The organism is Nonomuraea sp. NPDC050153, from assembly GCF_044460125.1.
Taxonomy (GTDB): domain Bacteria; phylum Actinomycetota; class Actinomycetes; order Streptosporangiales; family Streptosporangiaceae; genus Nonomuraea.
Genome location: NZ_JBITJQ010000022.1, coordinates 153,596 through 165,910, shown reverse-complemented (window position 1 = coordinate 165,910; position 12,315 = coordinate 153,596). Strand labels below are relative to the sequence as shown.

General features: G+C 73.9%; 10 protein-coding genes. 8 read left to right on the top strand and 2 right to left on the bottom strand.

Features of this window, described 5'->3' with window-relative positions:
- Positions 1-161 precede the first annotated feature (161 nt).
- The 8 genes from ACIBQ1_RS39935 to ACIBQ1_RS39900 are packed head-to-tail and all read left to right on the top strand — an operon-like array spanning position 162 to position 10,696.
- Complete coding sequence (locus tag ACIBQ1_RS39935; RefSeq protein ID WP_397285231.1) at positions 162-2,309, top strand: fibronectin type III domain-containing protein; 2,148 nt, start codon at positions 162-164, stop codon at positions 2,307-2,309.
- A 14-nt stretch (positions 2,310-2,323) separates the two neighbouring features.
- Entirely contained in the window at positions 2,324-3,409 is a 1,086-nt protein-coding gene (locus tag ACIBQ1_RS39930; protein ID WP_397285229.1) for an AAA family ATPase, read from the top strand.
- Positions 3,410-4,528: a DUF58 domain-containing protein gene (locus ACIBQ1_RS39925; protein ID WP_397285227.1), complete on the top strand. Its 1,119-nt coding sequence runs from the start codon at positions 3,410-3,412 to the stop codon at positions 4,526-4,528.
- Positions 4,525-6,699 (top strand): DUF3488 and transglutaminase-like domain-containing protein, encoded by a 2,175-nt coding sequence (locus ACIBQ1_RS39920; RefSeq protein ID WP_397285225.1) that lies wholly within the window; start codon positions 4,525-4,527, stop codon positions 6,697-6,699. The genes ACIBQ1_RS39925 and ACIBQ1_RS39920 overlap by 4 nt, the downstream gene beginning before the upstream one ends.
- A 17-nt stretch (positions 6,700-6,716) precedes the next feature.
- A complete protein-coding gene (locus ACIBQ1_RS39915; RefSeq protein WP_397285223.1) occupies positions 6,717-7,661 on the top strand; it encodes a winged helix DNA-binding domain-containing protein in 945 nt (314 codons plus the stop codon).
- Between the two features lie 58 nt (positions 7,662-7,719).
- Positions 7,720-8,331, top strand: coding sequence for an RNA polymerase sigma factor (locus ACIBQ1_RS39910; protein ID WP_397285221.1), 612 nt, complete (start codon positions 7,720-7,722; stop codon positions 8,329-8,331).
- Complete coding sequence (locus ACIBQ1_RS39905) at positions 8,324-9,073, top strand: hypothetical protein (RefSeq protein WP_397285219.1); 750 nt, start codon at positions 8,324-8,326, stop codon at positions 9,071-9,073. The genes ACIBQ1_RS39910 and ACIBQ1_RS39905 overlap by 8 nt, the downstream gene beginning before the upstream one ends.
- Before the next feature lie 54 nt (positions 9,074-9,127).
- Positions 9,128-10,696 (top strand): heparinase II/III family protein, encoded by a 1,569-nt coding sequence (locus tag ACIBQ1_RS39900; protein ID WP_397285217.1) that lies wholly within the window; start codon positions 9,128-9,130, stop codon positions 10,694-10,696.
- 54 nt (positions 10,697-10,750) lie between these two features.
- On the opposite strand, the gene ACIBQ1_RS39895 is transcribed toward ACIBQ1_RS39900, so the two are convergent.
- Both ACIBQ1_RS39895 and ACIBQ1_RS39890 read right to left on the bottom strand, forming a co-directional pair.
- Positions 10,751-11,473 (bottom strand): maleylpyruvate isomerase family mycothiol-dependent enzyme, encoded by a 723-nt coding sequence (locus ACIBQ1_RS39895; RefSeq protein WP_397285215.1) that lies wholly within the window; start codon positions 11,471-11,473, stop codon positions 10,751-10,753.
- On the bottom strand, positions 11,466-12,290 hold the full coding sequence (locus ACIBQ1_RS39890; RefSeq protein WP_397285213.1) for a fumarylacetoacetate hydrolase family protein: 825 nt from the start codon (positions 12,288-12,290) through the stop codon (positions 11,466-11,468). Before ACIBQ1_RS39890 ends, ACIBQ1_RS39895 begins: the two co-directional genes overlap by 8 nt.
- Between the last annotated feature and the right edge of the window lie 25 nt (positions 12,291-12,315).

Here is a 12,315-nt window from a genome sequence, read left to right as displayed (position 1 = left end):
GCACTAAGGTACGGCTTCGAACCGACAGTCTCGGCACGCCACAACAACCCCACGAGCGCTACCACCCGGTACATACGCACAAGCGGTCGGTGAGCGCTAGTGTGATGCCCGATAATACGGGGGCAAACGCTCTGTAATCGTACATACGGGGTGAGTTACGCGTGCAGTTGCGCATGCTCCGAGGCGACCGAACCACCGCTGTGATCGCCGGCGTGGCGGCCGTGGTCCTGGTGGCCGCGGCGGCGTGGTTCGGCGTGGGAGTCTCCAGCGCCAACCCGAAGCTGGCCGACGTGGGCGCCTGGCTCTGGACCCGGGCCAAGGGCAAGATCGTGCATGTCAACGGCCTGTCCGGGGAGGTGGACGGCTACCTCGACGACAAGGCCGGCCGGCAGCTGCGCGTCGTCCAGGACGGCGGGAACGTGCTGCTCGTCGACGACGGGACCGGCTACGTCAGCCGCGTCGACCCCAGCCAGCTCACGGTCTCCCAGACCCGCGACTTCGGCGCGGCCGGGCTGCAGCTCGCGGTGTCCGGCGACACCGGGTACGCCGTGGACCCGGCCTCCGGCAAGGTCCAGCGGATCGACCCGGCCACGCTGAACGCCGTCGGCGCCCCGATCACCCTGCCGGGGCCGCTCGGTGCGGCCCGCATCGACGGCGGGGGCCGGCTGTGGGTCCCGGTGACCGCGAAGGGCCAGGTCGTACCGGTGTCGAACGGCGCCGCGGCGAGCCCGCTCAAGGTCGGCGAGCCGGGCGAGGAGCTGGCGGTCACGATCGCCGGCGGCCTGCCCGTCGTGGTCAACAGCCGGGCCGCCACCGCCATGGTCATCGGCGCGGACGGCGGCGTCGGCGAGATCACCCTGCCCAAGGGCGTGGCCCAGGCCGCCAAGGGCGGCGCGCTCACCCCGGCCACGACCGAGGGTTCGCTGGTGCCGATCCTGACGGCCGGCGACTCGGGGCTGCTGGTGGTGATCGACACCTCGTCCAACTCGGTGCTGAGCACCAAGTTCGAGTCGGACGACCCCGCCAAGCTCGGCGTTCCGCAGGTGCTCGGCACCAAGGTGTACGTGCCCGACCAGGGCAAGGGCTCCCTCATCGTCTGGGACAGCGCGGACGGCGGCCGCCCCACCACGCTCCAGGTGGCCCGGGCGCCCGGCCCGGTGGACGTGTTCGTCAAGGACGGCCTGCTCTGGGCCAACGACGAGAACGGCGACAAGGCGGTCGTCATCGACCCCGAGGGCCGCAAGCACGACGTCGACAAGGACGACTCCGACGTACCGGGCCCGACCAACACCCCCAAGCCCAAGCAGACGCCGCGCCCGGAGCCGTCCAGGACGGACACCCGGCCCGACCCCGTGCCCACGAGGACCGAGCCGCGCCCCACGGAGACCCGTGAGGCCGAGCCGACCCGCGAGGCCGAGCCGACTCCGACTCCGACCCCGAGCCGCGGGCCGACCAGGTCGCCCACGCCGACCCCGTCGCCCAGCGCGCCGTCCGCGCCCGGCGCCGTGAGCGCGCGGTCGGGCCCCGGCAAGGTGACGGTGGGCTTCAGCCCGTCCACCGGCGGCAAGGTCGTGCGCTACACGCTGAAGACCTCGTCCGGCGCCGGCCGGTCCGTGCCGCAGTCGGTGGACGCGAACGGGCCGTTCCAGTTCGAGTTCACGGGCGGGGACTGCGCGAACGAGTACACGTTCGTGGTGGTCGCGCACTGGGCGGGCGGCGAGGTCGAGTCGGAGCCGAGCGCCGGGGCCAAGCCCTGCGTGGCGCCCGGCTCGCCGACCGGTTTCGAGGCCAAGGCGAAGAACCGGGGCGCCGAGCTGAACTGGAGCGCCCCCGCCAACGCCGACGACGGCGTCACGTACGAGCTGACCGGCGCGGCGACCGGCAACGACATCAAGGGCACGTCGTTCACGGTGGACGGGCTGAAGAACAACCAGAAGTACTCGTTCAAGCTCAAGGCCAAGAACGCGGCGGGGGAGAGCCCGGACGTGGCCACGACCGAGGTGGACCTGGCCTACCCGAGGCAGCAGTACAAGAACAAGAACAACGACCAGACCAACACGCTGATCCGGCCGACTCCCGCCAAGAACGGCAACGACAACGTCGGCAAGATCCCGCAGGGGCAGTACATCACGGTGACCGTGATCTGCCAGGTCAAGGGCCAATCTGTCACCGAGTCGCAAGACGGCACCACAAGTGACATTTGGAACAAAGTTGAAACGCAGTACGGGAACGGGTGGCTCAGCGACACCCTGGTGGCTACTCCGGACGGCGGTTTCCCCAAGGGGCCGCTCTTCGAGTGCACCGACTGAGGAGGGGGGCTCAGTTGACCCAGTACAACTACCAGGACCAGTTCGAGCAGACCGTGCAGCCGTACCAGCAGCAAGGGGTCGAACAGCCCTACCAGCAGCCGGCCCAGCAGCAGTTCGAGCAGCCCTACCAGCAGCCGCCGCAGCAGAGCGCGCAGCTGGCCGGGCAGTTCGCGCAGCGCTTCCAGCTGCTCGCCGGCAACATCGAGCGCATCATCCGGGGCAAGCACGAGGCGATCGAGCTGGCGCTGATCTGCCTGTTCTCGGAGGGGCACCTGCTCGTGGAGGACGTGCCCGGCACCGGGAAGACCACGCTGGCCAGGTCGCTGGCGGCCAGCGTGGACGCCGAGTGGCGGCGCATCCAGTTCACCCCTGACCTGCTGCCCAGCGACATCACCGGCGTGTCGATCTTCAACCAGGCGCACCAGAAGTTCGAGTTCCACCACGGTCCCGTCTTCGCGAACATCGTGCTCGCCGACGAGATCAACCGGGCCTCGCCGAAGACCCAGGCCGCGCTGCTGGAGGTCATGGAGGAGCGCCGGGTCACGGTGGACGCCGAGCCGCATCCGGTGCCCAGGCCGTTCCTGGTGGTGGCCACGCAGAACCCGGTCGACATGGACGGCACGTACCCGCTGCCCGAGGCCCAGCTCGACCGCTTCCTGATGAAGATCTCTGTCGGCTACCCCGACCACGCCTCCGAGGTGGAGGTGCTCAAGGGCATGCCCACCGGGCCGCAGGTCGAGCGGCTGCCCGTGGTGGCGCGGTCGTCGGACGTGGCCGGGATGATCGACTTCGCCTCGCGGATCCACGTGGCCGACGCGGTGTACGACTACATCGTCGCGCTGTGCTCGGCCACCCGTACCAGCCCTCACCTGCGGCTCGGCGCCAGCCCTCGGGGCAGCCTGGCGTTGCTGCGCGCGGCCAGGGTCAAGGCGGCCGCGGCCGGCCGGCACTACGTCGTGCCGGAGGACGTCAAGGCGCTGGCCGCGCCCGTGCTGGCGCACCGGCTGATCCTCACGCCCGAGGCCGAGCTGCGCGAGGTCACCGCCGCGGCCGCGCTCGGCGAGATCCTCGCCGGGATGCCGGTGCCGCAGGCGGCGTAGGTGCGAACCCCGCCACCGGCTGCCTGGCAGCGGCTCACCGCGGTGCTGACCCCGCTGGGCTGGGGAACCCTCGCCGGGTCCCTCGCGCTGTACGCGGCGGGGTTCGCGCTCGGCTACCCCGAGCCCGTCGTGCTGGCCACCGGCGGCCTGCTCGCGCTGGCCGCCGCGCTCGCGTGGACCGCGCCCAGGCCCAGGCTGGAGGTGCGGCGCGAGGTCACGCCCCTGAAGGTGCCGCGCGGGGACGCCGCCGTCGCCGTCCTGAACGTGACCAACCTCGGCCGCCGGGGACTGTCCGGCCTGCGCGCCCAGGACCGGATCGGCGCCGCTGAGCACACCGTGGACCTGCCCAGGCTGCCGAAGGGGGCCGTGCGCGCGGTGTCGTACCCGCTGCCGACCGACGTCCGCGGCGAGATCCCGGTGGGGCCGCTGCTGCTCGTCCGGGCCGACCCGTTCGGGCTCACGCGCCGCGTCAGGTCGTACGGGTCGCCCGTCACCCTCCTGGTACGGCCCCGCACGGTCGCGCTCGCCGTCCCCCCATCGGGCCGGGCCCACCACCTGGAGGGCCCCACCAGCGACAACGCCCCCAGCGGCACGGTCACCTTCCACACCCTGCGCGAGTACGTCGTCGGCGACGACCTGCGCCACGTCCACTGGCGGTCGAGCGCCCGCACCGGGACGCTCATGGTCCGCCAGCTCATCGACGCCAGTCTGCCCACGACCACCGTCGTCCTGGACACCCGCGACCTCACGGAGCTGGCCGTGGACGCCGCCGCCTCGGTGGCGCTCGCCGCCGCCAGGGCGGGCTTCCCGGTACGCCTCGTCACCGGCGAGGGCCCCGTACCGGACGCCAAGGACCCCGAGACGGTGCTGGACCGCCTGGCCCTGGTGCGGACGGGCACGGGCGCCGTCGCGGAGCCGCTGCGCCTGGCGCGGGGCGGCGGCTCCCTGGTCCTGGTCACGCCGGACCCCGCGGAGGCGGGGCGCGTCGCGGGGGTGCGCCGCCGCTTCGACCGCGTCATCTGCGTGTACGTCGGCCCCGGCGCGGTCGCGGTTCCCGGGGTCGCGGTCCTGCCGATCGCCTCCCTGGACCTGCTCCCCTTGGCCTGGGGCTCCCGATGACCCACCATGCCGTGGACCCCACCCTCGGCCCGCCTCGCACGGGCGGTCGGCACGGGCGCGCGCCGGACGCGATCGTGCCCGGCGAGGGGCGGGGGACGGGGCAGGGCGGGTCGCGGGCGGAGGAGCCGTTGTGGCGGCGGCTGGCCGGGGCGGCGGTGGCGGCGGCCCTCGCCGGGGTGGCCGGGTGGGGGTTCCACCGGGTGTTCCCCGGCACCGAGCTGCTGACCGCCGTGATCCCCGCGGCCATCGCCCCCGCCGTGGTCGCCGCGATCCTCGGCCGGCGCCCCCTCTGGCAGGCCCTGCTCCTGGACGTCGTCCTCTGGTTCGCGGGCACCGTCCTCCTCTACAAGGCCCCGAACCCGGCGGTCTTCGCCGACGTGGCGAACGCGTGGCACGCCCTGCTCACCACCCTCCTCCCCGCCCGGCCCGAGCCGCACCTGCTCGTCCTCGTCCACACCCTCGTCTGGGGGGCCGCCGTCATCGGCGCCGAGACGCTGGCCCGCACCCGCACCAGGATCGTCGCCGCCCTCCCGGCCCTGCTCGTCCACGGCGCCGCGCTCCTGCTGGGCGTGGACGGCGAGGGCTCGAACCTGCCCGTCGCGGGGGCGCTGTTCGTGCTGATCGCCGCGCTGGCCGTGCTGCGCGACGACCGTCCGCCGCTCTGGCTGCTGGGCGGGCTGCCGGTCGCCGCCGCGCTGGCCGCGCTGGCGCTGGTCGTGGGCCCGCTGCTGCCCATCGCCGCGCAGCCGTACAACCCGCGGCAGGACGTGGACCTGCCTCCGCCCCGACGCGTCGACAGCGTCAGCCCGCTGGACCGCGTCTCGGCGTGGCTGCAGATCCCCGACAGGGAGCTGTTCACCGTCAAGGCCGACAAACCGCTCAACTGGCGGCTGGCCGTGCTCGACCGGTACGACGGCGTCCGATGGACGTCCGGAGCCCGGTTCCAGCCCACCGGCGGCCGGGTGCCCGAGACCGGCTGGACGGGGAGGGCGGAGGTCGTCCACCAGAAGGTGACGTTCGACGGGCTGCCGGGCACCTGGTTGCCCGCGGCCGAGCGGCCCGAGCAGGTCAGCGGCGTACGGGGGCTGGGGGTGGACCCCGACAGCGGGGCGCTGCTGGCCGGGGCCAAGCCCGCCAAGGGGTTCAGCTACGAGGTGACCTCGAAGGTCGCCCGGCCGTCCAGGCAGGAGCTGCTCGACGCCACGCCCGTCGACGACCCGGGCCTGACCGCGTTCCCGGCCGGGCCGCAGCAGCGGCTGTTCCGCAGGCTCGCCCAGGAGGCCACCAAGGGCGCGACCTCGCCGATCACGCGGGCGTACCGGCTGCAGAAGTACCTGCGCACCAACGCGAGCTATGACGTCACCGCGCCCCCGGGGCACTCGCTCAAGGGGCTGGAGTTCTTCCTGCAGACCACGCACCGGGGGACGTCGGAGCAGTTCGCGACCACGTTCGCGCTCATGGCCAGGACGCTCGGGCTGCCGTCGCGGGTGGTCGTGGGGTTCAGGCCGGGCGAGAAGTCCGGTGGTATTTATCACGTCAAATCGGGTCATGTGATGGCTTGGGCGGAGATCAAGTTCGACCGGCTCGGCTGGCAGCCGTTCTACCCCACGCCGGGCCGCAGCGGCGCCAAGGACGACCATGACGTCGTGTCCTCGGCCATCGAGGAGAGCGAGGAGCTGGAGGGCGAGTTCACCCAGGGTGGCGGCGACCGGCCGAAGACGTCCCGGCCGGAGGCGACGGGGAACGGCGAGGAGGCGCCGGGCGGCCCGGCGATCTGGCTGATCGCGTCGGTGGCGGGCGGGGCGCTGCTGGTGGCGTACGCCGGAGCGGTGGTGGCGGTGCCGTGGTGGCGCAGGCGGAACCGCCGCCGGGCCGAAGGGCCCGAGCGGCGGGTGCTCGGCGCGTGGCGGCAGACCTGCGACGACCTGGGGCTGGGGGACCAGCCCGCTCTGACGGCCGAGGACGTCGTCGCCAGGCAGGCGGGCTCGGGGGATATTTCCACTCACATCCAGCCGTTGGCCGAAATTTCGAACTTCGTCCGGTACGCCCCCGACGCCGTCACCGAGGACGCCGCCGCCGCGGCCTGGCGGCGCAGCGACGCCATCCGCAGAGCCGTACGCGCCAGAACCCCCCTCACCACCCGCCTGCGCAACCGCCTCCTCCTGAGATGACGGCGAGCATGAGAAGCGTGGAGTCCCAGCTCCTGCACCGCCCGCCGGGCTTGGCCGCGGGCGAGATCGTCCGGCGCCTGGCGGCGATGCAGGCCCAGGACGTCCCCTCCGCGATGCTCGCCCTCCGCGCCCGCTCCGCCACCCTCACCAGGCAGGACGTCGAGGACGCGATACGGTCTCGCGAGATCGTCAGAACCTGGGGCCCGCGCGGCACCCTCCACTTCGTGCACGCCGACGACCTCCCCTGGCTGCACGCCCTCACCGGCGGCGCCGCGAACACCCTGCGCCGCCTCCACGAGGAGGGCGTCACCGGCGACGACCTGCTCGGGCTCATCGCCACCGCCCTCGAAGGCCAGGGCCCGCTGACCAAGGCCGACCTGGAGGAGCGCCTGGCGGGCCGGGCCACCGGCCAGGGCGTCGTGCACCTGGTGGGGCTGGCCGCGCACCACGGCCTGGCGGTGCTGGGCCCGCTCCGCGCGGGCAAGCCCACGTACGTGCACGCCGCCGACTGGCTGGGCGCCCCCGTCACCCCCGAGCCGGACCGGGAGCGCGCGTTCAAGGAGCTGGGCACCCGCTACCGCCGCGCCCACCACCCCGCCGAGCCCGAGGACCTGGCCGCCTGGTCGGGCCTGCCGCTCGGCGAGGCCCGCACGGCCTGGCGCCTGAGCGCCGCCCAGCCGCCACCCGCCGCGGAGGAGCCCGTGGCGCGCCTCCTGCCCGCCTTCGACGAGTACCTGATGGGCTGGCGCGGCCGCGATCCGATCCTGGCGCCCGAGCATGCCGGCAAGGTGTTCCCGGGAGGCGGTGTCCTGCGGCCGGTCGTGCTGGTCGGCGGCGTGATCAGGGGCGTGTGGGGGCGGAAGGGCGCGAAGGTGAGCGTCCAGCCGTTCGACGAGCTGCCGGACGGCCTGCTCGACGCCGAGCTCGCCGACGTCCGCCGTTTTCTCGAACGAATCCCGTGAAAGCGAACCGGTGCATCGGGTGATAAGAGATGACCACTGATTCACCGGAAGGCTGCACATGACGGGGGAGACCATCGCGACGCGGGCCCCGTGGACGGCTCGCGCGCACGTCCACGGGGGGACGGGCAGTTCGCGGCCGAACGTTCTCGACGACGCCGACGGGTTCGCCGCGGTGTTCGACGCCCACTTCGGCGAGATCCACGCCTACGTCGCCCAGCGGCTCGGCCCCGACCACGCCGAGGACGTCGTGGCCGAGACGTTCCTCACCGCGTTCCGCAAGCGGGCGCAGTACGACCCGGCCCGCGCGAACGTGCGCGCCTGGCTGTACGGCATCGCCACGAACCTCATCGGCAAGCACCGCCGCCTCGAAGCCCGCACCCTGCGCGCGCTCGGCCGCTGCGGCCCCGACCCCGAGTCCCCCGGGCACGAGGACTCGGTCGCGCGCCGCGTCAGCGCGCAGAGCCTGCGCCCCGAGCTGGCCGCCGCCCTGGCCGAGCTCGACCGCCGCGACCGCGACGTCCTGCTGCTCGTCGCGCTCGCCGGGCTGAGCCACGACGAGATCGCCACCGCGCTCGGCATCCCGTACGGCACCGTCGGCTCCCGCCTGAGCCGGGCCAGGAAGAAGCTGCGCGCCCTGCTCGGCGAGATCGAGGTGCCCATCCATGGATGAGATGGAGCACATCAGAGAGCTGTACGGCCGGCCGCGCCCGGACCCGGACGCCCGGGCCAGGGTGTGGCGGCGGGTGACGGCGGCACGCAGGCGCAGGCGGCTGACGTGGCTGGCGGTCCCCGCCGTGGCGATGGCGCTGGCGGCGGCGTTCGTGATCCACCAACCGGCCGCCTCCGGACGATCCGTGCTGCTGGCCGCGGCCACCACCGCCGCCTCCGGCCACGTTCCTGACGGGACTTACTGGCGCATCAAGAAGGTCAGGGACGGATCCCAGGTGATCGAGCTCTGGGCGGCCAGGGACGGCCGGGCGTGGACCTCGGTGCAGGGCCGGATCGTGCCGGTCACGGGGCGGTCGGCGTTCAGCATGGCGGGGCGCGACCTGACGTTCCAGCAGATCGAGAGCCTGCCCACGGACCCGGTCGCGCTCAGGGAACGGGTGGCGGGGATGCTGCCGTCCAGGGGCCTGCTCGCCGACGCGCTCAGCGGCCTGCTGTGGACCAAGCCGTCCCCGCCCGCCGTGCGCGCCGCCGCGTACCGCGCGCTCGCCGACCTGCCCGAGGTCCGGTACCTGGGCGAGCGCGACCGTGGGGAGGCGTTCTCGTACGTGCTGCCCGACGGCACCCGGCGCACGCTCGTCATCGACCCGGCGACCTCGCAGGTGCTCTCCTGCACCGACGACGGCCGGTCCCCGCGCTCGGAGCGCGTGATCGAGGCGGGCTGGACCGACCGGGGTCCCCGCTAGAGCTTTCCGACGCCGGCGCGTGGGTTTCGCGCGCCCTGAAACAGGAGCCTCGACGTGTTCTGGCGTACGACCTCGGGCAAGGCCATCTGCCTGAACGACCAGTTTCCCTTGATCAAGGTGGAGGAGGTGATGCGCGGGCGGGTCACGTTCGTCGGCCTGCCGCCGGTCGAGCTGGGCACGGACGTCGACTGGACCGCGAACCCGCACGGCAACCGCTCCTGGGCGCTGAACCTGCACGCGCTGCGCTGGATGGGCCGGCTGGTCGCCGAGTACGAGCGCTCCGGCGAGCCGGCGTACCTCGACCGCGCCAGTGCCCTGGCCGAGCACTGGATCCGCGAGAACCCGCGCCGCGGCCGCGAGGTCAGCCCGTGGGCGTGGGCCGAGCACGCGGTCGCGTTACGGGCCCCGGCGCTCGTGTGCCTCAGCGAACACGTGCGGAGCCGCGCACTGTGGGACAGCCTCGCCGAGCACGGGGAGATCCTGGCGGACTCGGCGCTCTACCGCGCGGGCCACAACCACGGCCTGGACCAGGACATCGCGCTGCTCGTCGTCGGCTGCAGGCTCGGCCGGGCGCGCTGGCGCGACCTGGCCGTCCGCAGGATGACCGCCTCCGCCGAGCTGGCCATCGACGCCCAGGGGGTGCTGCAGGAACAGGCGCCCCGCTACGGCCTGTACGTGCACCGGCGGCTCGGCGCGGCGCTGCGGGCGATCGAGGAGAGCGGCGCAGAACCGCCCCAGCGGCTGATCGCCCGGCGCACGGCCCTGGAGGCGTACGTCGCGCACGCCACCCAGCCCGACGGCCGCCTCGCCCCGATCGGCGACAGCCCGGCCGACACCCGCGCCCCCGGGTTCCCGCACGAGGGTCCGGTGGTGCGGGTGTTCGACGGCGGGTACGTCTTCGGCCGGACCGCCTGGGACGACCCGCGATCCGCGTTCTACTCGATCAGGTTCGGGCCCGGCCGGCGGCTGCACGGGCACGAGGACCACCTCGGCGTCACCTACAGCGCCCAGGGCCGCCGGATCCTCGTCGAGGCCGGGTTCCACTCCTACGAGCGGACCGGGTACGTGGAGTGGACGCGCTCGCCCGAGGCGCACAACGTGCCCGTCGTCGCCGGGTCCTTCCGCCCCGGGACCGCGACGAGGCTGGTCGGGTCGTCCGTCGAGCCGTCCCGCCAGTCCTTCGAGCTGGCCGACGACGCGTACGGCGTCACCAGGACCCGGCACGTGTTCGTCAACCACGGGCTCGTCAACCACGGGGCCGACGTGATGGCCGTGCACGACTCGGTCGCCGGCGGGACCCTGCGCAGCCTGTGGCACTTCGACCCGTCGCTGAAGGTGGTCTTCCAGGGCGGGGGCCGGGTGGTGCTCGGGGACGGGGACTGGCGGGTGACGCTGCTGCAGTTCCCGGGGGAGGGGCAGGGGGTGCGCCCCGGGCTGGTCTCGACCGGTTACCTGCGGACCGCCGAGGTGGCGACCGTGGTCTCCCCCGCCGCCGCGGCCGTGCTGACCGTGATCGTGCCGGGCACGGACGACCCGCGCGTGTCCGCCTCCGGCGACGCCCTGACCGTCCACACCCCGGACGGGCCCGTCACGCTCCACCCCCCGTACAACCGGTCGGCGTAGGCGTGGCCGGACAGGTCCCTCGTCCGGGTCCCGGCCGCCGGCTGCTCGGCCGGCTCAGAGCCAGCGGCCGATGGCGGGGGCGGCGGGGTCGGGGGCGGGCCCGCGGCCGGTGATCCAGGCGGCCAGCTCGGCGGCCATCCCCCGCACCTCGGGCAGGTCGTCCACCTCGGCGGCCGTCCCCCGCGCCTCCGGCAGGTCGTCCGCCTCGGGCGGCCCGGCCACCGGCCAGGCGGTGGAGCGGTCGGTGGGGCGCAGGACCAGCGCCGGTTCCTGGCCGCGCCGCGCCCACAGCGTCGTCACGTCCGCGATCAGCGCGTCCACCAGCTCGCCCGGCAGGTCCTCGAACCGCCCGCCCAGGTCCACGCCGTGCACCCACACCTCGCGCGTCCGCAGCCACACCACCTCGGACGCGGGCACGAGCCGCCCCTGAGCGGTCCGCACCCGCGCGTCCCACTGGGCCCCGGACAGCTCGCCCAGGGCCTTGCGCAACTCCTCGGACGTCTCCCGCGCCAGGCTCTCCAGCGCGGCGCCGTCCAGCCGGGCGGCCAGCTCCTCGATCTCGGCGTCACGGGCCTCGGCCGAGGCGTACATCGGACGCTCCTCGCCCGTACGCGCCCAGTGCACCAGCCGGCCCAGGGCGCGGGCGTTCGCGGCGACGTGCGCCACCACGTGCCGCCCCGTCCACCCGGGCAGCCGGCTCGGCCGTTCGAGATCGGCACCGCGTACCCGTGCCTCGAAGTACGCGGTGCCGGCGTCCATCCAGCCCGGATCAGGCATTACGGCGCGCCACGTTCACCAGCTCGCCGAGGCCCGCGATGCGGGTGACGACCTTGCTCCCGTCGGCGAGGTACCGGGGAGGCTTGCGGGCGTGCCCGACGCCTCCGGGCGTGCCGGTGGCGATGACGTCCCCAGGCCGCAGCGTGATGATCTCCGACACGTACGAGATCAGCTCGGCCGGGCCGAAGACCAGGTCGGCGGTGTCCGTCTCCTGCACCACCTCGCCGTCCACCTCGCACTGCATGGTCCTCGTCACGCCTTCGAGCTCGTCGGGCGTGACGAGGAACGGGCCGAACGGCGTGCTCGACTCGAAGGTCTTGCCCTGGAGCCACTGCAGCGTGCGGGTCTGGTAGTCGCGCGCCGTCACGTCGTTGAGCACGGAGTAGCCGGCGATGGAGGCCGTGGCCTGCTCGGGGGAGACGTTCCGGGCCGCCGCGCCGATGACCACCGCCAGCTCGGCCTCCCAGTCGATGGACTCGGAGACGGCGGGCAGCGCGATGTCGTCGTACGGCCCGATCAGCGCCTCGGTGAACTTGGCGAACAGCGTCGGATACTGCGGCAGCTCCCGCCCCATCTCCAGGATGTGGTTGCGGTAGTTGAGCCCCACGCAGATGATCTTCCCCGGCCTGGGCACGACGGGGGCGAGGTCGGCCGTGGACAGCGGGTGGCGGGGTCCGTCGGCGGCGGCCGCCAGCTCCCGCCAGCCCGGATCGGCCAGCAGCGCCCCGACGTCGGGCGCGCCGACCTCCACGGCCTGGTCGCCGTCGATCCTGGCGGCGGTCGTACGGCCCGGCAGCCGCAGCGTCGCGAGCTTCACGAGCTCTCCTCCCGAAGCCGGTTCA

Coding starts and splice junctions, on each gene's coding strand:
- ACIBQ1_RS39920 (WP_397285225.1), top strand. CDS start 4,525: ATGACCCACCATGCCGTGGACCCCACCCTCGGCCCGCCTCGCACGGGC.
- ACIBQ1_RS39910 (WP_397285221.1), top strand. CDS start 7,720: ATGACGGGGGAGACCATCGCGACGCGGGCCCCGTGGACGGCTCGCGCG.
- ACIBQ1_RS39905 (WP_397285219.1), top strand. CDS start 8,324: ATGGATGAGATGGAGCACATCAGAGAGCTGTACGGCCGGCCGCGCCCG.
- ACIBQ1_RS39895 (WP_397285215.1), bottom strand. CDS start 11,473: ATGCCTGATCCGGGCTGGATGGACGCCGGCACCGCGTACTTCGAGGCA.